15 protein-coding genes, 1 pseudogene and 1 riboswitch are annotated in these 20012 nt (G+C 73.6%); of the genes and pseudogenes, 8 read left to right on the top strand and 8 right to left on the bottom strand.

Annotation, left to right across the window (positions count from 1 at the left end):
- Positions 1 to 23: 23 nt before the first annotated feature.
- From ACIBO1_RS16840 to cobA, 4 genes and pseudogenes are all read left to right on the top strand, one after another.
- Positions 24 to 2036, top strand: a complete 2013-nt coding sequence (locus ACIBO1_RS16840; RefSeq protein ID WP_396747297.1) for a magnesium chelatase subunit D family protein — start codon at positions 24 to 26, stop codon at positions 2034 to 2036.
- Positions 2036 to 2650 carry a cob(I)yrinic acid a,c-diamide adenosyltransferase gene (gene cobO, locus ACIBO1_RS16835; protein WP_396747102.1) on the top strand — a complete coding sequence of 205 codons (615 nt, stop codon included), beginning with the start codon at positions 2036 to 2038 and terminating at the stop codon, positions 2648 to 2650. The genes ACIBO1_RS16840 and cobO overlap by 1 nt, the downstream gene beginning before the upstream one ends.
- Positions 2644 to 4026, top strand: a pseudogene (locus tag ACIBO1_RS16830) (cobyrinate a,c-diamide synthase); the annotation flags it as partial. The gene cobO and the pseudogene ACIBO1_RS16830, both read left to right, overlap by 7 nt.
- Entirely contained in the window at positions 4018 to 5076 is a 1059-nt protein-coding gene (cobA, locus tag ACIBO1_RS16825; protein WP_396747294.1) for a uroporphyrinogen-III C-methyltransferase, read from the top strand. The pseudogene ACIBO1_RS16830 and the gene cobA, both read left to right, overlap by 9 nt.
- Positions 5077 to 5119: 43 nt before the next feature.
- On the opposite strand, the gene cobN is transcribed toward cobA, so the two are convergent.
- On the bottom strand, positions 5120 to 8773 hold the full coding sequence (gene cobN, locus ACIBO1_RS16820; protein WP_396747099.1) for a cobaltochelatase subunit CobN: 3654 nt from the start codon (positions 8771 to 8773) through the stop codon (positions 5120 to 5122).
- Positions 8774 to 8824: 51 nt separating this feature from the next.
- A riboswitch (cobalamin riboswitch) is annotated at positions 8825 to 8903 on the bottom strand.
- Between the two features lie 66 nt (positions 8904 to 8969).
- Between cobN and ACIBO1_RS16815 the strand changes: the two genes are divergently transcribed.
- Genes ACIBO1_RS16815 through ACIBO1_RS16805 form a run of 3 tightly spaced genes read left to right on the top strand, consistent with a single transcriptional unit; the run spans position 8970 to position 12312 of the window.
- The gene (locus tag ACIBO1_RS16815; protein WP_396747096.1) at positions 8970 to 10169 is read left to right on the top strand and encodes a precorrin-3B synthase; all 1200 of its coding nucleotides are present in this window, start codon (positions 8970 to 8972) and stop codon (positions 10167 to 10169) included.
- Complete coding sequence (locus ACIBO1_RS16810) at positions 10166 to 10795, top strand: precorrin-8X methylmutase (RefSeq protein WP_396747093.1); 630 nt, start codon at positions 10166 to 10168, stop codon at positions 10793 to 10795. The genes ACIBO1_RS16815 and ACIBO1_RS16810 overlap by 4 nt, the downstream gene beginning before the upstream one ends.
- Positions 10796 to 10797: 2 nt before the next feature.
- Positions 10798 to 12312: a precorrin-2 C(20)-methyltransferase gene (locus tag ACIBO1_RS16805; protein ID WP_396747090.1), complete on the top strand. Its 1515-nt coding sequence runs from the start codon at positions 10798 to 10800 to the stop codon at positions 12310 to 12312.
- On the opposite strand, the gene ACIBO1_RS16800 is transcribed toward ACIBO1_RS16805, so the two are convergent.
- The 5 genes from ACIBO1_RS16800 to ACIBO1_RS16780 form a co-directional block, all read right to left on the bottom strand.
- Positions 12300 to 13049: a cobalt-precorrin-6A reductase gene (locus ACIBO1_RS16800; protein WP_396747087.1), complete on the bottom strand. Its 750-nt coding sequence runs from the start codon at positions 13047 to 13049 to the stop codon at positions 12300 to 12302. The genes ACIBO1_RS16805 and ACIBO1_RS16800 overlap by 13 nt on opposite strands.
- Before the next feature lie 236 nt (positions 13050 to 13285).
- Positions 13286 to 13771: an SRPBCC domain-containing protein gene (locus ACIBO1_RS16795; protein WP_396747084.1), complete on the bottom strand. Its 486-nt coding sequence runs from the start codon at positions 13769 to 13771 to the stop codon at positions 13286 to 13288.
- A gap of 3 nt (positions 13772 to 13774) precedes the next feature.
- On the bottom strand, positions 13775 to 14116 hold the full coding sequence (locus ACIBO1_RS16790; protein ID WP_396747081.1) for an ArsR/SmtB family transcription factor: 342 nt from the start codon (positions 14114 to 14116) through the stop codon (positions 13775 to 13777).
- Between the two features lie 754 nt (positions 14117 to 14870).
- The gene (locus ACIBO1_RS16785; RefSeq protein ID WP_396747078.1) at positions 14871 to 15413 is read right to left on the bottom strand and encodes a hypothetical protein; all 543 of its coding nucleotides are present in this window, start codon (positions 15411 to 15413) and stop codon (positions 14871 to 14873) included.
- 251 nt (positions 15414 to 15664) lie between these two features.
- Positions 15665 to 16966: an aspartate aminotransferase family protein gene (locus ACIBO1_RS16780; RefSeq protein ID WP_396747075.1), complete on the bottom strand. Its 1302-nt coding sequence runs from the start codon at positions 16964 to 16966 to the stop codon at positions 15665 to 15667.
- 126 nt (positions 16967 to 17092) lie between these two features.
- Between ACIBO1_RS16780 and ACIBO1_RS16775 the strand changes: the two genes are divergently transcribed.
- Complete coding sequence (locus ACIBO1_RS16775) at positions 17093 to 18013, top strand: LysR family transcriptional regulator (protein WP_396747073.1); 921 nt, start codon at positions 17093 to 17095, stop codon at positions 18011 to 18013.
- Between the two features lie 221 nt (positions 18014 to 18234).
- Here the strand turns inward: ACIBO1_RS16775 and ACIBO1_RS16770 are convergent, their stop codons facing one another.
- Together ACIBO1_RS16770 and msrB are read right to left on the bottom strand one after the other, a co-directional pair.
- A complete protein-coding gene (locus tag ACIBO1_RS16770) occupies positions 18235 to 19461 on the bottom strand; it encodes an epoxide hydrolase family protein (protein WP_396747070.1) in 1227 nt (408 codons plus the stop codon).
- Between the two features lie 57 nt (positions 19462 to 19518).
- Positions 19519 to 19974 (bottom strand): peptide-methionine (R)-S-oxide reductase MsrB, encoded by a 456-nt coding sequence (gene msrB, locus ACIBO1_RS16765; RefSeq protein WP_396747067.1) that lies wholly within the window; start codon positions 19972 to 19974, stop codon positions 19519 to 19521.
- Positions 19975 to 20012 lie beyond the last annotated feature (38 nt).

Genomic DNA, 20012 nt, shown 5'->3' with positions numbered 1-20012 from the left:
ACCCCTTCTCCGCCGTCGTCGGCATGGACGACATGGCGTTGGCGCTGAACCTGTGCGCGGTCTCCCCGGCGATCGGCGGTGTGCTGGTCCGAGGCGAGAAGGGCACCGCGAAGTCGACCGCCGTGCGGGCCCTGACCGCGTTCCTGCCCCCGGTCGACGTGGTCACCGACTGCCGCTTCTCCTGCGACCCGGTGGCACCCGACCCGGACTGCCCGGACGGGCCGCACCCGGCCGACCCACCGGCCCGTACGCGTCCGGCCCGCCTGGTGGAGTTGCCGGTCGGCGCCGGTGAGGACCGCCTTCTCGGCGCGCTGCACCTGGAACGGGCGCTGCGCGAGGGCGTCACCGCGTACGATCCGGGCCTGCTCGCCGCCGCCCATCGTGGCCTGCTCTACGTCGACGAGGTCAACCTGCTGCACGACCACCTGGTGGACGTGTTGCTCGACGCGGCGGCGATGGGCCGCGCGACGGTGGAGCGCGACGGCGTCTCGGTCACCCACGCGGCCCGGTTCGTGCTGGTCGGCACCATGAACCCCGAGGAGGGGGAACTGCGCCCGCAGTTGCTGGACCGCTTCGGCCTGACCGTCGAGGTCGCCGCCAGCCGGGACCCGCAGGTGCGCGCCGAGGTGATGCGCCGACGACTGGCGTACGAGGCCGACCCGGACGGTTTCGCCGCCCGGTACGCCGACGCCGACGCGGCGCTGGGTGCACAGGTCGCCCGGGCCCGTACCCTGCTGCCGACGGTACGTCTCGACGACGCGACGGTGACCAGCATCGCCGCTCTCTGCGCCGCCGCCGAGGTCGACGGGATGCGCGCGGACCTGGTCATCGCGCGGACCGCCATCGCCCACGCGGCCTGGTGTGGGCGCACCGAGGTGAGCGTCGGCGACGTCCGCGTCGCCGCCCGGCTGGCCCTGCCCCACCGCCGCCGCCGCAATCCCTTCGACCCGCCCCAGCAGGACGCCGCCGACCTCGACCGGGCGCTGCACGACGCCGGACTGGACGAGCCCGGACCGCCCGAGGACGAGCCGGATCCGCCCTCGGACGGCCCACCGGGCCCGGACGACCCGGACGGCCCGCCCGACGGCGGCGGCCCGGGGGATCCGGAGGCCGACCCGGCCGACGAGCGTCCGTACCGCTCCCGCCCGGACACCCCACCCGCCCCGGGCACCGAGGGGGAGCGGACCGTACCCGCCCCGGTGCCGGCCGGTGCGCCCTACCGGGCCCGGCTGTTACAGGTCCCCGGCAGCGGCCTCGGCGTCGCCGGCCGCCGCTCACCGGCCCGCACCACCACCGGCCGCACCGTCGGCGCCCGACGTCCGGACGGCGCGACGACCGGACGACCACACCTGGTGGCCACCCTGCACGCCGCCGCACCGCACCAGCGGGCCCGGGGCCGCCAGGGCCCCGGCATCCTGGTCCACCCCGGCGACGTGCGGCTGCCGGTGCGGCAGGGCCGCGAGGGCAACCTGATCCTGTTCTGCCTGGACGCCTCCGGCTCGATGGGCGCCCGCCAGCGGGTCGGCGCGGTCAAGGCCGCGGTGCTGTCCCTGCTGCTCGACGCCTACCAGCGTCGGGACAAGGTCGGTCTGGTCACGTTCCGCGCCACCGACGCCGAGGTGGCGTTGCCGCCCACCGCCAGCGTGGAGGTGGCCGCCGCACGGCTGGCCACGCTGCCGACCGGGGGCCGTACCCCGCTGGCGGAGGGGCTGCTGCGCGCCCGCGAGGTGCTGCGGGTGGAACGGATCCGCGATCCGCGACGGCGTCCGCTGCTGGTGCTGGTCACCGACGGGCGCGCCACCACCGGCCCGGACGCGGTGGGGCGGGCCCGGCACGCGGCCCGGCTGCTCGCCGCCGCCGGCACCAGCGCCGTGGTCGTCGACTGCGAGCAGGGCCGGGTACGCATGCGACTCGCCGCCGACCTGGCCACCACGCTCGGCGGGCAGTACCTGCCGCTGGAGGGGGTCGCCGCCGACGCGCTCACCGACGCGGTCCGCGCCCACACCGCCGTCCGGACCGAGAGGGGTGCCGCCTGATGCCACAGGGCCAACCGGTCACCGTGCCGGACGACGGGCTGACCACCCGGCAACGCCGCAACCGGCCGCTGCTGATGGTCCACACCGGACCGTCGAAGGGCAAGTCCACCGCCGCCTTCGGGCTCGCCCTGCGTGGCTGGAACCAGGGCTGGTCGATCGCGGTGTTCCAGTTCGTCAAGAGCGCCAAGTGGACCGTCGGTGAGGAACACGCGCTGCGCGCCCTCGGCACGGTGCACGAGCAGACCGGCCAGGGTGGCCCGGTCTCCTGGTACAAGATGGGCGCCGGCTGGAGCTGGAGCCGCACCCAGGGCACCGAGAGCGACCACGCGGCACAGGCTGCGGAGGGCTGGGCCGAGATCAAGCGTCGTCTCGCCACCTCCGCCCACGACCTGTACGTGCTCGACGAGTTCACCTACCCGATGAAGTGGGGGTGGGTGGACGTCGACGAGGTGGTGGAGACGCTGCGGCAGCGCCCCGGTCACCAGCACGTGGTGGTGACCGGGCGGGACGCCGATCCCCGGCTGGTGGACGCGGCGGACCTGGTCACCGAGATGACCAAGATCAAGCATCCGATGGACTCCGGTCAGAAGGGGCAGCGGGGCATCGAATGGTGACCCTCCCGCCCCGGCTGATCGTCGCCGCCCCCGCCTCCGGACAGGGCAAGACCACGGTGGCCACCGGCCTGATGGCGGCGCTGCGGCGACGCGGCCTGACCGTCAGCGGCCACAAGGTCGGCCCGGACTACATCGACCCCGGCTACCACGAGATGGCCACCGGCCGCCGAGGTCGCAACCTCGACCCGTTCCTCCAGGGCGAGCAGCGGATCCTGCCACTGCTGCGGCACGGTGCCACCGTCGGTGCACCCGCCGACATCGCGATCGTCGAGGGCGTGATGGGCCTGCTCGACGGCGCGGTCGGCCGGGCCGGGTTCGCCTCCACCGCCCACGTGGCGCGGTTGACCCGTACCCCGGTGCTGCTCGTCGTGGACGTCTCCGGCGCCTCGCGCAGCATCGCCGCGCTGGTGCACGGCTTCGCCACCTTCGACCCGCAGCTCACCGTCGCCGGAGTGGTCCTCAACAAGGTCGGCTCGGTGACCCACGAGGCGGAGATCCGCGACGCGCTGGCCGTCACCGGCGTGCCGGTGCTGGGGGTGCTGCGCCGAGACGCCACCCTGGACACCCCGAGCCGGCACCTCGGCCTGGTGCCGGTCGCCGAGCGGGCCGCCGCCGCCGCACGCACCGTCGACGCGCTCGCCGCCCACGTCGCCGCCGGGATCGACCTCGACCAGGTGGTCGCGGTGGCCCGCCGGGCACCCGCGCTGCCCGGCCCGGCCTGGGACCCAGCGGCCGAGCTTGACGGTCTCACCGTCGACGGAACCGTCGCGGTCGCGTCCGGACCGGCGTTCACCTTCCGGTACGCCGAGACCGACGAACTCCTCGCGGCGGCCGGCCTGCGGTTGGCCCCGGTCGACCCGCTGCACGACACGACGCTGCCCGAGCGGACCACCGGGCTGTACCTCGGCGGCGGCTTCCCCGAGATGTACGCCGCCGGCCTGACCGACAACGTACCCCTGCGCCGGGCGGTGGCCGACGCCGCGGCGCGCGGCGTCCCGACGGTCGCCGAGTGCGCCGGCCTGCTCTATCTGGCCCGCGACCTCGACGGCGCGCCGATGACCGGGGTCCTGCCGGTGCGTGCCCGGATGACCGACCGGCTCACGTTGGGCTACCGGGACGCCCGGGCCGCCACGGACAGCGTGCTCACCGACGCCGACCAGGCGGTCACCGGCCACGAGTTCCACCGGACCCGCGTCGACGCCGATCCCGACAGCACGCCCGCCTGGCGGTTCCGGCCCCGCCCGTCCGCCGCGCACGGCACCGCCGCGCCGGTGCCCGACGGCGTCGTGTCCGGCACCGTGCACGCCTCCTACCTGCACGTGCACTGGGCCGGACACCCGAGCCTGGCGGCCCGCTTCGCCACCGCCGTGCACCGGCACACCACCGGCGCGGCACCGCGTACCCCCGCTGCCGTCCCGGCCAACCCGGACCCGGAAGCCCGGACTCCCGCCACCGCCTCGGCCGTCGCGGACCCGGAACCCGGTGGTTCCGCCACCGTCCCGGCTGACGCAGGCCCGGTACCTCGTACCCCCGCTGCCGTCCCGGCTGATGCGGGCTCCGCTGTCCCCGGCTCGGCTGTCGCGGGCCCGGCGGCCGGCGAGATTCCGGCCCCGCGTGTGTCCCGGGCGACCGGTCCCGTCCCGGCCGAATCGCCTGCCGTCGGTCGGGTCACGCTGGTCGGGGGTGGCCCCGGCGATCCGGGTCTGCTCACCCGCCGGGCGCTGGACCGTCTCGCCGAGGCCGACGTGGTGGTGGCCGACCGGCTCGTGCCGCACGCGGTGCTGCGCGACCTACGGCCCGGCGTCCGGGTCGTCGACGTGTCGAAGGTGCCGCGCGGCGCGTTCGTCCCGCAGGAGCAGATCAACCAGATCCTGGTCGCCGAGGCCCGCGCCGGACACCGGGTGGTGCGGCTCAAGGGCGGCGACCCGTTCGTCTTCGGCCGGGGCATGGAGGAGATGCTGGCCTGCCGGGCCGCCGGGGTGCCGGTGGAGGTGGTGCCCGGTGTGACCAGCGCCGTCGCCGTACCCGAGCTGGCCGGAGTGCCGGTGACCCACCGTGGTCTGACGCAGGGCTTCACCGTGCTCGCCGCCCACCTGCCGCCCGACGACCCGGGCAGCACCGTCGACTGGGCCGGGGTGGCCCGCTCCGGCACCACGATCGTGCTGCTGATGGCGGTGCAGACGCTGCCCGAGGTGACCGCCGCGCTGCTGCGGCACGGCATGGACCCGGCCACGGCGGCGGTCAGCGTGGAGAACGGCGGCACCGACCGGCAACGCGTGTTGCGCGGCCGTCTGGACGACATCGCCGACGTCGCCGCCGCCCACCACCTGAGCGCACCCGCCGTCACCGTGATCGGTGCGGTCGCCGCGTTCGCCGACGTCACCCCGCTCGCCGACGCCAGCGCCCGCCCCGGGTACGACGTCTGAGCCCGTCCCGGGGAACCGGCGTGGTCCCCCGGGACGGCAGCACTCAGCCGGACTCCTCCAGGTGGCCCTCGACCTCCAGGTACGCCTGCCGCAGCGCGTCCATCAGCGCCGGATCGGGCTTGGCCCAGAGCCCACGGTCGGCGGCCTCGGTGAGCCGCTCGACGATCCCGCGCAGCGCCCACGGGTTCGACCGGCGCAGGAACTGCTGGTTCTCCGGGTCCAGGACGTAGCTCTCCGCGAGCTGCTCGTACATCCAGTCGGTGACCACGCCGGCCGTGGCGTCGTACCCGAACAGGTAGTCCACGGTGGCGGTCATCTCGAACGCGCCCTTGTAGCCGTGCCGACGCATGGCGGTGATCCACCGTGGATTGACCACCCGGGCCCGGAACACCCGCGCGGTCTCCTCGGTCAGCGACCGGGTGCGGGTGGCGTCCGGGGTGGTGCTGTCCCCGATGTACGCCCGAGGCGCCTGCCCGGTCAACGCCCGCACCGTGGCGATCATCCCGCCGTGGTACTGGAAGTAGTCGTCGGAGTCGGCGATGTCGTGCTCACGGGTGTCGGTGTTCTTCGCCGCCACCGCGATCCGCCGGTACGCCGACTCCATGTCCTCCCGGGCGGGCCGCCCGTCCAGGTCACGGCCGTACGCGAAGCCTCCCCACACGGTGTAGACCTCGGCCAGGTCGGCGTCGTCGCGCCAGTTCCCGCTCTCGATCAGCGGCAACAGTCCGGCGCCGTACGCGCCGGGCTTGGAGCCGAAGATGCGGGTGGTGGCGCGCCGGTCGTCGCCGTGCCGGGCGGCGTCGGCGCGGGCGTGCGCGGCGAGGTAGTTCTCCTCGTCCGGCTCGTCCAGCGCGGCCACCTCCCGGATCGCGTCGTCCAGCAGGAGCACCACGTGCGGGAAGGCGTCCCGAAAGAAGCCGCTGATGCGCAGCGTGACGTCGATACGGGGGCGGCCCAGGTCGGCCAGCGGGACGATCTCGACGCCGGTGACCCGCCGGGACGCCGGATCCCAGACCGGTTGCGCGCCGATCAGCGCCAACACCTCGGCGATGTCGTCGCCGGAGGTCCGCATCGCCGAAGTGCCCCAGGCCGACAGGCCGACCGAGCGGGGCCACTCGCCGGTGTCCCGGCGGTAGCGCTCCAGCAGGCTGGTGGCCATCGCCTGCCCGGTCTCCCAGGCCAGTCGGCTGGGGATGGCCTTGGGGTCGACGGTGTAGAAGTTGCGGCCGGTCGGCAGCACGTTGACCAGTCCGCGCAGCGGCGACCCACTCGGTCCGGCGGGCACGTAACCCCCGTCGAGGGCGTGCAGGACGGCGTCGAGTTCGCCGGTGGTGCCGGCCAGGCGCGGCGCGACCTCGGTGGCGGCGAACGTCAGCACCCGGCCGACCTCCGCGCCGTGCGGGTGGTCGTCGCCGAGCACCTCGACGCGTACCCGGTCGACCGCCTCGACGGACCAGTCGTGCCGCTCCATCTCCTCGACCAGCCGTCGGGCCACCGCCTCGATCCGGTCCACCTCGGCGGTGTGTTCGGCACCGCCCTCGTCGAGGCCGAGCGCGGCCCGCAACCCGGGCACGGCGTCGGCCTGCCCGCCGAAGACCTGACGGGCGCGGAGGATGGCCAGCATCAGGTTGATCCGCGCCTCGCCGGTCGGGGCGTGCCCGAGCACGTGCAGGCCGTCGCGGATCTGCGCGTCCTTGACCTCGCAGAGCCACCCGTCGACGTGCAGCAGGAAGTCGTCGAACTCGGCGTCGTGTGGGCGCTGCTCCATCCCCAGGTCGTGGTCGAGCCGGGCGGCCTGGATGAGCGTCCAGATCTGCGCCCGCACCGCCGGCAGCTTGGCCGGGTCCATGGTGGCGATGTTGGCGTGCTCGTCGAGCAACTGCTCCAGCCGGGCGATGTCGCCGTAACTCTCCGCCCGCGCCATCGGCGGCACCAGATGGTCCACGATGGTGGCGTGCGCCCGCCGCTTGGCCTGCGCGCCCTCGCCCGGGTCGTTGACCAGGAACGGATAGATCAGCGGCAGCTCACCGAGGACCGCGTCCGGCCCGCAGCTCGCGGAGAGGCCGAGGTTCTTGCCGGGCAGCCACTCCAGCGACCCGTGCTTGCCCAGGTGCACCACGGCGTGCGCGCCGAACTCCTCGTCCAGCCACCGGTAGGCGGCCAGGTAGTGGTGCGTCGGCGGCAGGTCCGGGTCGTGGTAGATGGCCACCGGGTTCTCGCCGAAACCACGAGGCGGCTGGATCATCAACAGCACGTTGCCGGCCCGCAACCCGGCCAGGACGATCTCGCCGTCCGGGTCGGCGGACCGGTCGACGAACAGGTCACCCGGGGCGGGACCCCAGTGCTCGGTCATCGCCTCCCGCAGGTCGTCGGGGAGCGCGTCGAACCAGCGGCGGTAGGCGGCGGCCGGGACGCGGACCGGGTTGCCGGCCAACTTCTCCTCGGTGAGCCACTCCGGGTCCTGGCCGCCAGCCGCGATCAGCGCGTGGATCAGGCGGTCCCCGTCGGCGTCCTGGCCGTCACCGCTGGGCAGCAGACCGGGCAGCGCGTCCGGGCCGTCGACCGGTCCGACGTCGTACCCCTGCCCGCGCAGCGTCCGCAGCAGGTGGACGGCGCTGGCCGGAGTGTCCAGACCGACCGCGTTGCCGACCCGCGCGTGCTTCGTCGGGTACGCCGACAACACCACCGCGATCCGCCGCTCGGCCGGCGGAACGTGCCGCAGCCGGGCGTGCCGGACCGCGATGCCGGCGACCCGGCGGGCGCGCTCCGGATCGGCGACGTAGTGCGGCAACCCGTCGGCGTCGGTCTCCTTGAACGAGAACGGGACCGTGATCAGCCGTCCGTCGAACTCCGGCACCGCCACCTGGGTGGCCGCGTCCAGCGGGCTGAGCCCGTCGTCGCTCTCCGCCCAGGACGCCCGGTCCTGGGTCAGCGCCAGCGCCTGGAGGATCGGCACGTCCAGCTCGGCGAGCGCGCCGACGTCCCACGCCTCGTCGGCGCCTCCGGCGGAGACCTCCGCCGGCCGGGTGCCCCCGGCCGCCAACACCGTGACCAGCAGCGCGTCCGCCCGACCGAGCGTGGCCAGCAGGTCCGGCTCGGGGGCGCGCAGGCTTGCGCAGAACACCGGCAGCGGTACGCCACCGGCCTGCTCGACGGCCGCGCAGAGCCCCTCCACGAAGGCGGTGTTGCCGCTGAGCTGGTGGGCCCGGTAGTAGAGGATGCCCACCGTCGGCCCGGCCACCGTCGGTGCCGGACGTGACATGACGCCCCAGTCGGGGTGCGCGAGCGGCGGCGCGAAACCGTGACCGGTCAGCAGCACCGTGTCGCTGAGGAAGGCGTGCAGCTCGCGGAGGTTGTCCGGACCGCCCTGCGCGAGGTAGGCGTGCGCCTGCGCGGCGATGCCCTGGGCCACCGTGGAGCGGGCCATCAGGTCCGCGTCGGGCAGTTGTTCACCGCCGAGGGCGACCACCGGCACGTCGCCGCCGAGCAGCGTGTCCAGGCCACGCTGCCACATCCGGTAACCGCCGAGGATGCGGACCACCACTAGGTCCACGCCGGCCGTCAGGTCGGCCAGCGCCTCCGGTTCCTCGCCGACGCGGGCCGGGTTCGCCAGCCGGTACGCCGCACCGCTGGACCGGGCGCTGAGCAGGTCGGTGTCCGAGGTGGACAGTAGTAGGATCACACCGTCACCGGGCATGGTTGACTCCTCCCCGGGTCCGCGCCCGTGGCCGTCGGTCGCGGTCGACCGGAGTGTCTGGCTCGCGGGCCGGCACGGGGCCGGACCGGTGACAGTGGCGGGACCGCCCCGGACTCGCACCGGGTTCCTCCGCGCCGACCGCGTGATGCTGATCTCGGCGCGTTCCGTGCCGAGACTCCGACTCTACGATGAACGGGTGCCTGCTGTCTCCACCCCGTCCGGCCGTTCCGGCGCCGACCGGTGTCCCGGGGCGCTCCGAGCCCACCAGGCCGCCGACGGACTGCTGGTGCGCGTACGGCTTCCCGGCGGTCGGCTGAGCACGTCACAGCTACGCCGGCTGGCCGCCACCACCCGAGGCGACGCCGACGGCACGCTGGAGCTGACGTCACGGGCGAACGTGCAGCTCCGCGGCATCCGCGACCAGCAGGCGGTGGACCGGATCGCCGCCGTCCTGGTCGACTCGGGGCTGCTGCCCAGCGCCAGCCACGAGACGGTCCGCAACATCGTCGCCTCGCCGCTGAGTGGTCTGGACCACAGTGGCCGGCCCGACGTACGGCCGGTGGTGGCCCGGGTCGACGAGGCGCTCTGTGCCTGTCCCGAGCTGGCCGACCTCAGCGGTCGTTTCCTGATCGCCGTCGACGACGGCCGGGGTGACGTCGCCGCCCTCGGCGCGGACCTGTGCTGGCTGGCCGAGACCGGTGCGCTGCTGGTCGCGGGGCGCGACGTCGGGCTGCGGGCCGACGCCGACCAGGTCGCCGCGACGATCGTCACCGCCGCCCGAGCCTTCCTGCGTCACCGCGCCGGGCGGCGGGACGTGTGGCGGGTGGCCGACCTGCCCGAGGCACCCGCCGCCGTCGTCGCGGCACTGGGCGGGCCGCACGCCGAGCCGGTCGACCCGCCGCATGGCGGCCCGCCGCCGGTCGGTCCACATCCGGCCGGCTTCGTGGTCGCCGCCGCACCGCTGGGCCGGCTCACCGCCGCGCAGGCCGATGCGGTCGCGACGCTGACCGACGGACCGGTGGTGGTCACGCCGTGGCGGACCGTCGTCGTGGTCGCCGCACCCGAGGCGGCGGTGCCGGCGCTGAGCGGGGCCGGGTTGGTCGTCGACCCCGCCTCGCCCTGGGTCGGGGTGACCGCCTGCGCCGGCCGACCCGGCTGCGGTAGCGCGCTGGCCGACGTCCGCGCCGACGCCACCGCCGCCCTGGCCGCCGCCGCGCCGCCCGCCGCCGACGCGCTTCCCCTGCACTGGGCCGGCTGTGACCGGTGCTGCGGCCGACCCTCCGGCCCGGTCGCTCTGGCGGTGGCCACCGGCGCCGGTTACCGTGTCGCCGGTCCCCGAGAGGATCACCACGGCCCGCTGTCCGAGCGGGTGGCACAGGCACGGAGACCACGATGAGTTACGACTACGTCCGCGAGGGCGCCGAGATCTACCGCCGCTCGTTCGCCACCATCCGCGCCGAGACCGACCTGTCCCGGTTCCCCGCCGACGTCGCCCGGGTGGTGGTGCGGATGATCCACGCCTGCGGCATGGTCGACCTGGTCGACGACGTGGACGCGCACCCCGAAGTGGTCGCCGCCGGGTACTCGGCACTGGCCGCCGGTGCGCCGGTGCTCTGCGACGCGGCGATGGTCGCCGCCGGTATCACCCGCAGCCGGCTGCCCGCCGACAACGAGGTGGTGTGCACGCTGCGTGATCCGGCGGTGCCGGAGTTGGCCCGGCAGTTGGGCACCACCCGCAGCGCCGCCGCCATGGAGTTGTGGCGGGACCGGCTCGACGGCGCGGTGGTCGCCATCGGCAACGCCCCGACCTCCCTGTTCCGGCTGCTGGAGCTTATCGACGAGGGTGCGGGTCGGCCGGCGGCGGTGGTGGGCGTACCGGTCGGGTTCATCGGCGCGGCCGAGTCCAAGCAGGCGCTGGCCGACCATTCGGCCGGGATTCCGTACCTGGTCGTGCAGGGTCGTCGGGGTGGCAGCGCCGTCACCGCGGCGGCGGTGAACGGCATCGCGAGCGAGGTGGAGTGACCATGGTGGAGCCCGGCACCCTCTACGGCGTCGGGGTCGGACCCGGCGACCCGGAACTGTTGACCGTCAAGGCGGCCCGTCTGATCGCCGAGACCGACGTGGTCGCGTACTACTCGGCCCGGCACGGTCGCAGCATCGCCCGATCCATCGTGACCGGGCTGCTGCGGGAGGACCACGTGCACGAGGCCCTGGTGTACCCGGTCACCACCGAGGGCACCGACGACCCGGCCGGCTACGAGGGCGTGATCCGCCGGTTCTACGACGACAGCGCCGAGCGGCTGGCCGTCCACCTGGCCGCCGGACGCGACGTGGTGGTGCTCTGCGCGGGCGACCCGATGTTCTACGGCTCCTACATGTATCTGCACGAACGGCTCGCGCACCGGTTCCCGGCCGAGGTGGTGCCGGGGGTGACCTCGGTCAGCGCCGCCTCCGCCGTGCTGGGTCGACCGCTCGTCGAACGCGACGAGGTGCTGACCGTCCTGCCCGGCACGCTGCCCGCCGAGGAACTCGCCCGGCGGCTCGCCGACACCGACGCCGCCGCCGTGCTCAAGCTGGGCCGGACCTTCGACAACGTCCGCGCCGCCCTGGACGACGCGGGTCGGCTGCCCGAGACGTGGTACGTGGAGCGGGCCACCTCACCACGCGGACGGCACGCCCCGCTGGCCGACGTGTCCGCCGACGAGGTGCCGTACTTCTCGCTGGCGTTGCTGCCCAGCCCGACCAGTGCCGCCAGCCGGGACGACCTGCCGGCACCCGGACCGGCGTCGGCGGGGGAGGTGGTCGTGGTCGGGCTCGGCCCGGCCGGACCGCGCTGGCTCACCCCGGAGGTGGCGCGGGCGCTGCGCGAGGCCCAGCACCTGGTCGGCTACGGCCCGTACGTGGACCGGGTGCCGGTGCGTCCCGGCCAGCAGCGGCACACCTCGGGCAACCAGGTGGAGACCGAACGGGCCGCGCACGCGTTGGAGTTGGCCCTCGGCGGGGCCAGGGTGGTGGTGGTCTCCTCCGGCGACCCCGGGGTGTTCGCGATGGCCAGCGCGGTCTACGAGGTGGCGACCGGCCAGGCGAGATTCGCCGGGGTGCCGGTGCGGGTGCTGCCGGGCCTGACTGCGGCGCAGGCGGCGGCGAGCCGTGTGGGTGCCCCGCTCGGGCACGACTTCGCGGTGCTGTCGCTGTCGGACCGGCTCAAGCCGTGGCCGGTCATCGAGGCGCGGCTGGCCGCCGCCGCTGCGGCCGACCTGGTCCTGGCGCTCTACAACCCGGCCTCGGCCAGCCGTCGCTGGCAGGTCGGCGCGGCCCGGGAGACGCTGCTGCGCCACCGTGACCCGAAGACGCCCGTGGTCCTGGCCCGGGACGTGGGCCGGGCCACCGAGTCGATCACCGTGGTCACGCTCGGCGATCTCGACCCGGAGACGGTCGACATGCGGTGCCTGCTCATCATCGGTTCGTCGACCACCCAGGTCAGCACCCGGGGCGACGACTCCGTGGTGGTCTGGACGCCCCGCACCTATCCCGGGTGAACCGGCAGCGCCGACACCCAGTCCACCGCCTCGTCCACCCTGGACACCGCCGTCGGGCGGACGGCGGGGACCGGCCGGTCGATCATCACGACCGGTAGTCCGAGCTGCCGGGCCGCGTCGAGTTTCGCCTCGGTGAGCCGGCCGCCGCTGTCCTTGGTCACCACCACGTCGATGCGATGGGTGCGGATCAGCTCCAGTTCACCGGCGAGCGTGTAGGGACCCCGGCTGCGCAGCAGTCGGATGTGTTCCGGCAGCGGCTCCTCCGGCGCGTCCACGACCCGGGCCAGGATCCACAGCCCGGTCGACGGGCGGAACGCCGCGAGGCTCTGCCGTCCGGTGGTGAGCAGGACCCGCCGCCCGAGCGCCGGAAGTTCCCGGACCGCAGCGGCCACGTCGGGTACGCGGTGCCAGCGGTCGCCCGGCCGCGCCGTCCAGCCCGGTCGTTCCAGCCGCAGATGAGGTACGCCGACCCGGGCGGCGGCGGTGACGGCGGCGGTCCGGATCCGGGCCGCGTACGGGTGGGTGGCGTCGATCAGCACCTCGACGCGGTGCGTGTCGAGCCACCGGGCCAGCCCGTCGGCACCGCCGAACCCGCCGACGCGTACCTCACCGACCGGCAGGCGGGGATCGGCGACCCGCCCGGCCAGCGAGGAGATCACCGACAGCCCCGGTCGGTCGACGAGCCGAGCGGCGAGATCACGTGCCTCGGCGGTGCCCCCGAGGATGAGTACCCGCACCCGCTACCCCCTCGCACTCGTACCCGGGGGAGTAGTGAACCACGCGGCCTCGATGAAAGGAGGGGTCCCCTGCTAACGCCTACGGTATAGAAAGGGACCCCTCCTAACATCGGACCGCGTCGGTGCCGGCGCCCCGCGTCGGTGCCGGCGCCCCGCGTCGGTGCCGGCACCCCGCGTCGGTGCCGGCACCCCGCGTCGGTGCCGGCACCCCGTGTCGGTGCTGGCTCCCGCGTCGGTCAGGAGGCGACCAGGCCGTCGATCTGGTTGATCGCCCCGGTGGCGCCCTCCACCATGCCCATGTCCAGCACCTGCTGGAGCGCCTCGGCGGACGGGTACGTGCTCACGTACGTCGCCCGGGTCCCGCCGTTGTGCGCGGTGAAGGTGAAGACGCTCTTGGAGATCGGCATGTCCGGGTTGGGGGTGAGGTCGTCGTGGGCGAAGCCGTCCTCGAAGGCGAAGCTGCGGGTCGGGTCCACGGCGGTGACCAGCCAGTACCCGGCGAAGCGTTCGCCCTCGGGGCTGGTCATGTAGTAGGTCACCCGCCCGCCGGGTGTGAGGTCGTGGTCGACGACGGTGGCCGGATAGGTCGGCGGCCCCCAGATCTTCTCCAGTTGGCGTGGGTCGGCGTACACCTGCCAGATCCGCTCCACCGGCGCGGCGAAGTCGGCGGTGATGGTCAGGCTCAGGTTGTCGAGGTCCTGCTTGACGTCGGTGACGGGCACTGTTCAGTCCTCCTGGTCGGTTTCTGATGCGATGAGCATGTCGATGCGGGCGATACGGCCGCGCCAGATGTGTTCGAGCTCGGTGAGCATGGACGCCACCGACCGCACCGCCTGCACGTCGCCGCTGGCCAGTTGCTCGCGACCGCTGCGTCGCTTGGTCAGCAGGCCGGCCCTCTCCAGCACGGCGACGTGTTTCTGCACGGCGGCGAAGCTCATGTCGTAATTGGCGGCGAGCGCGGAGACGGAGTGCTCCCCGGCCAGCACACGGCGCAGGATGTCGCGCCGGGTGCGGTCGGCGAGCGCGTGGAACAGGGCGTCCGCCCGGTCCTCACTCGTCTCCGTCACAAACCCAATATACAACCGATCGGTTGTACGTCGTCAAGGGGTTAGCGGATTTGTCGGCGCGTGTCGCGACGCGGTACCTCGCGCCTTCCCGCTCAGCGGACGTCGACACGCACCCACCACGGCACGGCCCGGCCCCGCGAGATGTGTCGACTACCGGGGGTGGGCCGCCACGGCCCCGCGCCGATGATCGACCGCCGGTCGCCCTCCGCCGAGCAAGAGCGCTGGGCGTGCAAGGAAGGGTCCCCTGTTAACGCTTGGGGGTGTTAACAGGGGACCCTTCCTTGCGTCTGGGCGGGCCGGGGATGCAGAGATCGGAAGGTGGGTAGATTTGTTGTCGCTATGGCAGCAACAAATCGACCCACCTGCGAACGTCCCTGTGTGGGTCTTTCCCGCCAGTCGCCAGTTCGGGAACTTTGTCCGTTCTGGTGAAGGCTGTAACCCCGGAGCTGGCCCGACCACCACAGCGGCTGGTCCGACCGGTCAACTCACACGGCGAAGCGGGCTCAGCGGCGAGGCAACCGTGCCAGCCGGTTGAACACGGCTCCCAGGCCGACCGGGTGCCGACTGATCCAGAAGCCCGGCTCACGGCGGCCGGGCTTACTGCGGCCGGGCTTACTGCGGCCCGGCTTACTGCGGCCCGGCTTACTGCCGGCCGCCTCATGGCGCTTCGCCTCACGCGGCTGGCGACGGGCTCTCGGTCGGCTTCGCGCAGTTCATCCTGCGACTGGGCTGGTGCGCTCGGGGCGGCCGGTGGTCAGGGCGTCGAGGCGGCGGGGGGTTCGGGCTCAGAGGCGCGGCGCCGTTGCAGCGTCCGCGCGGCGACCACCGGCAGGACGCGCAGGATGAGCGCCAGGACCACGGCCAGAGTGACGGCCTGCCGTACCGACAGACCCTGCCACGCCAGCACGGCACCCGCGCCCACGCCGGTCAGCAACGCCCCGCGTGCGACCCGCAGCGCGACGACGAGACCCGAGGGTTCCTCCCCGGCCCGGTCGGGCTTGGACCACAGCGTGCTCACCGCCGCCGTGACCGCGAACAGTACGGCGATCAGCAACGCCCAGAGGGCGACCCGACCGATGCCGGCGTCGTCGGTCAGCGACGGTGCGGCGAAGGTGGCCGCCAGGAGGATGAAGAGGGTGGGCACCCACGTCAGGAGGAAGGCCGCCAGCCCGGTCTGCAACGCCCGGCGCCCCCGACCGACCTGCGGTTGCACCTGACTTCCGATGCCGGCGGTCACTTCGTCGGGGGCCCATACCAGCTGGCCGACCCTGCGCGGCTCGGGCGTTGGCTCAGACATGCCGGCAAGCCTAGTGCGCGGACTTCCCTCACCCTGTTCGGCGTCCTGCCCGCCGTGCTCGGAGTCCGGTGATCTCGGCCGACGTTCCCGCCGCTGTGGACGGTGTCCCGACCGCCAGCGCGCCCTCACCGCTCGCGCAGGGTCGCTGTCCGCGCGCCCTCACGGTCGCTGTCCGCGCGCCCTCACGGTCGCTGTCCGCGCGCCCTCACGGTCGCTGTCCGCGCGCCCTCACGGTCGCTGTCCGCGCGCCCTCACCGCTCGCGCAGGGCCGCCGTGAGCGCGGCGTCGAGGATGTCCAGGCCGGCGTGCAGGTCGTCGTCGCTGATGGTGAGCGGCGGGGCGATCCGGAAGATGCCGCCCATGCCGGGCAGTTGGACGATGTTCATGTGCAGACCCCGGTCGAGGCAGGCCGAGGTGACCCGGGCGCCCAGCGCGTCGGCCGGCGTCCGGCTCACCTTGTCGGTCACCAGTTCGATGCCCTGGAGCAGGCCCCGGCCCCGGACATCGCCCACCACCTCGTGCTCGTCCCGCAGGGTCTGGAGCCGCTCGGTGAGCTGCTCGCCGAGCTGCGCGGCCCGCCGGACCAGGTCCTCCCGGGCGATGACGTCGAGGACGGTCAGCGCGACCGCCGCCGCCAGCGGGTCGGAGACGTGGGTGGTGTAGAAGAGGAATCCCCGCTCGTGGCAGACCTGCTCGATCTCGGCGCTGGTCACCACGGCGGCCACCGGCAGTCCGGCGCCGAGGGTCTTGGACAGGGTCAAGATGTCCGGGGCGACGCCGTCGCGTTCGAAGGCGTACATCGCGCCGGTGCGGCCGAGACCGGTCTGCGCCTCGTCCAGGATGAGCAGCATCCCGCGCTCGTCGCACATCTGCCGGAGTCGGCGCAGGTATCCGGGCGGCAGGTCGATGATGCCGCCCGAGGAGAGGATCGGCTCGACCAGGCACGCGGCGAGGCTTCCGGCGGACTGCTGGTCAACCAGGGCGAAGCCGTACGCGAGTTCGGCCTCCCAGTCGTGTGCGCCGGTGGCCGTACGGAACGGCGACCGGTAGGCGTTCGGTGTGGGCAGGACGAGGTTGCCCGGCATCGGCGGACCGTAGCCGCGCCGCCCGGCGGAGAAGGTCGCCGACGCCGCCCCCTGCGTCATGCCGTGCCAGGACCGGTCGAACGAGACGATCTCGTACCGGCCGGTGTGGAGCTTGGCCATCTTGATCGCCGCCTCGTTCGCCTCGGCGCCGGTGGTGAGCAGCAGCGTCTTGCCCAGCGAGGGAGGCAGTGTGGCGGCGAGCCGCTCGGCCAGTGCGAGCAGCGGCGGGCTGAGCATGCCGCTGTAGAGGTGGTCCAGTGAGGCGACCGCGGACGAGACGGTGGAGACGATGTCCGGGTGCGCGTGGCCCAGGATGGCGCTCATCTGTCCCGAGGTGAAGTCGAGGATCGGCCTGCCCTCGCGGTCGAAGACGTACGCCCCACGGGCGCGCTCGATGATCCGGGGGGTGAAGCTGGCCCCGTAACGGATCAGCAGGCGGTCCGCCTGGTCCCAGAACGTCGTGTCCATCAGTGGTCCTCTCGTACGCACCGGGCGGCGGAGCCGGTCCCTGCCGGTCATCCTGCGACGGCCCCGGTGCGGGCGACAAGCAGACAAAGATCGCTGATCATTCGTCGTCGCCGTACGGTCGACCCCATGCTCAACCCTCGACGTCTGGTGGTGCTTCGGGCGGTCCTGGCCGCCGGATCGATCAACCAAGCCGCCCGGAACCTCACCTACGCCCCGGCCACGATCAGTCAGCACATGACCGAGCTGGCCAGGGAGACCGGCCTGGTCCTCTTCGTGAAGCAGGGACGGGGCATCGTCGCCACCGACGCCGCGCGACACCTCGCCGACCAGGCGCAGACGCTGGTCGCCGACTTCGAGCGGCTGGAACGGGTCGTCGCGGACCTGCGCGGCGGCCAGGGGGAGCACCTGGCGATCGCCTGTTTCGCCTCGGCGGCCGAACGGTGGATCCCGGAGCTGGTGCGGACCGTTCGGCAGCACCGACCGAACCTCACCGTGGAGATCAGCCTCAACGAGCCGGTCGACGGTCGGGGTCGCCGGCAGCCGGACCTGGACATCCGCACCGAGCCGGCTGGCGGCGTCGAGGTACGGCTCGACGGCTACCACCGGCACGAACTCGCCGTGGAGGAACTCGTCGCCGTGCTGCCCGTCGGGCACCCGCTGGTGGACGCCCCCGAGATCGCGTTGCGGGATCTCGGGGGCGAGCCGTGGGTGGACCACGACATCTACGACAGCCCGATCGGGCAGATCATCTCCAGCGCCTGCCGCACCGCCGGGTTCACGCCCCGGTTCGCCGCCCGGCTGGACGACCACCGGGCGGCCCTGCGACTGGTGGCGGCCGGTGTCGGTGTCACGCTGCTGCCGCGCCTGGCCGTGGTGGACCTGCCAGAGGGCGCGGTGTCGAGACCGGTGGTCCGTCCCGTCGTCCGGCGTCGCATCGTCGTGCACGTGCGTCGAGACCGCCGCCGGCACGAACTCCTCGCCCGGGCGGTGGCACGCCTGCGCGCCGACGCCGAGTCCGACCCCTGCACCGCGAGTCCCGACCACTGACCCGACCGCCGGGCAAGGGACGCCACCGACCGAGGCGGCGCGGATGACCGAGGGCGCAGGCGTCCGCACACGACCGGTCGCGAGCCTGGCGTACCCGCCGACCCGGCCCTGGCCGTCCCACCAGGCCCAGCCCGGGCCTGAGTCGAGCCCAGGCCCGGGCCGGGCGTACGCGCGCGACCGGCGCCCGAGGGCACCGGTCGCGGCGATGGGGCGACGGTCGATCAGCGCAACGGCCGGAATCCGGCGCGCAGCTCCTCGGCGAAGGCCATCGGCCGTTCCCAGGCGGCGAAGTGCCCGCCCCGGTCGAGCCGGTGGTAGTAGACGAGGTTCGGGTACGCCTGCTCCACCCAGCTCCGCGGCGCCTCGTACAGCTCGTCCGGGAAGACGCTGACCGCCACCGGCACCCGTACGCCCTTGGTGGCGAAGAACGAGAGTGCGTTCTCCGCGTAGAGCCGGGACGACGAGACACCGGTGTTGGTCAACCAGTACAACGTGATGTTGTCCAACACGTCGTCCCGGCTGAGGCCGCCCGGCCCACCCGCGAAGACCCGCGAGATGAGGTCCAGGCTGCGCGCGTCGTGGTCGAGCAGGAACGCGGCCAACCCGACCGGCGAGTCCGCCAGCGCGGTCAGGGTCTGCGGCCGGGTGCCCATCATGAGGGCGTACGCGACGTGCTTCCACACGAAGTCGAGCTGCTCGCAGGCGCGCCGCTCCTCGGCGGAGAGGTTCGACGGCAGCGAGCCGAGGGCGTCGTTCGCCCCGCTCATGTCGGACTGGAACAGCTTGTCGAGATCCGCCGGTACGGCTCCCGGCATGTTGGTGTGGATACCGGCCAACTCCGGCGGGGCCTGCACCCCCATCAGGTCCGAGATGATCGCGCCCCAGTCGCCGCCCTGGGCGACGAAGCGGTCGTACCCGAGACGCCGCATCAGCTCGGTCCACGCGCTGGCGATGTGCTCCGGACCCCAGCCCGGCATGGTCGGCTTGCCGGAGAAGCCGTGCCCGGGCATGGACGGGATCACCACGTGGAAGGCGTCCGAGGCGCTTCCGCCGTGGGCGGTGGGATCGGTGAGCGGGCCGATGACCTTGAGCTGTTCGATCACCGAGCCGGGCCAGCCGTGCGTGATGATCAGCGGCAGCGCGTCCTCGTGCTTCGAGCGGACGTGGATGAAGTGGATGTCCAGCCCGTCGATCTCGGTCATGAACTGCGGGACGCTGTTCAGCCGTGCCTCGACGCCACGCCAGTCGTACTCCCGCTCCCAGTAGCGCGCGACCGCCTGGATGGTCGCGAGCGGCACGCCCTGCGACTGGTCGGCGACGGTCTCCTTCTCCGGCCACCGCGTGGCGGCGATCTGGCGGCGTAGGTCGTCCAGCTCCGCCTGCGGGATCTCGACCGTGAACGGCCGGATCTGCGCGGTACGCGGTCGGGCTTCGGTCTTGACGGCCATCTCTGCCTCCTGTTCCCACTGTCGCGGGCGAACGGGATGTCCTCGTGCCGGGTCAGCTCACCGCCGGGCGGCGAACCGGTCGAGGTACGCCCCGTAGCCCTCGCGCTCCAGGTCGTCGCGGGGCACGAAGCGCAGCGCGGCCGAGTTCATGCAGTAGCGCAGCCCACCGGTCTCGATCGGACCGTCGTCGAAGACGTGGCCGAGGTGGCTGTCGCCGTGCGCGGACCGGACCTCGGTGCGGGTGACGCCGAGGCTGCGGTCCGGGATCTCGACCAGGTTCCCGGACTCGACCGGCTTGCTGAACGTCGGCCAACCGGTGCCGCTGTCGTACTTGTCGACGGAGGCGAACAGGGGTTCACCGGACACCACGTCGACATAGAGACCGGGATCCTTCGTGTCCCAGTACTCGTTGGCGAAGGGTGTTTCGGTCGCGGACTCCTGGGTGACCCGGTACTGCTCGGGCGTCAGGTCCGAGATCACGTCGGGGCTCTTGCGGTAGTCCTGAGACACCATCTCTCCTCCCGGCGGGCAGTGGCCCGATGGTCGGGGAA

This window comes from Micromonospora sp. NPDC049903 (assembly GCF_044460945.1).
GTDB lineage: Bacteria > Actinomycetota > Actinomycetes > Mycobacteriales > Micromonosporaceae > Micromonospora.
This window is presented reverse-complemented; position numbering and strand designations above follow the sequence as displayed.

Bases quoted from the DNA above. Each gene is read 5' to 3' on its own strand.
- ACIBO1_RS16770 (WP_396747070.1), bottom strand. From the start codon at position 19,461: ATGGCCGTCAAGACCGAAGCCCGACCGCGTACCGCGCAGATCCGGCCG.
- cobN (WP_396747099.1), bottom strand. From the start codon at position 8,773: ATGCCCGGTGACGGTGTGATCCTACTACTGTCCACCTCGGACACCGAC.
- cobO (WP_396747102.1), top strand. From the start codon at position 2,036: ATGCCACAGGGCCAACCGGTCACCGTGCCGGACGACGGGCTGACCACC.
- ACIBO1_RS16775 (WP_396747073.1), top strand. From the start codon at position 17,093: ATGCTCAACCCTCGACGTCTGGTGGTGCTTCGGGCGGTCCTGGCCGCC.
- ACIBO1_RS16805 (WP_396747090.1), top strand. From the start codon at position 10,798: ATGGTGGAGCCCGGCACCCTCTACGGCGTCGGGGTCGGACCCGGCGAC.
- ACIBO1_RS16785 (WP_396747078.1), bottom strand. From the start codon at position 15,413: ATGTCTGAGCCAACGCCCGAGCCGCGCAGGGTCGGCCAGCTGGTATGG.
- ACIBO1_RS16810 (WP_396747093.1), top strand. From the start codon at position 10,166: ATGAGTTACGACTACGTCCGCGAGGGCGCCGAGATCTACCGCCGCTCG.
- ACIBO1_RS16840 (WP_396747297.1), top strand. From the start codon at position 24: ATGGACGACATGGCGTTGGCGCTGAACCTGTGCGCGGTCTCCCCGGCG.
- msrB (WP_396747067.1), bottom strand. From the start codon at position 19,974: ATGGTGTCTCAGGACTACCGCAAGAGCCCCGACGTGATCTCGGACCTG.
- ACIBO1_RS16780 (WP_396747075.1), bottom strand. From the start codon at position 16,966: ATGGACACGACGTTCTGGGACCAGGCGGACCGCCTGCTGATCCGTTAC.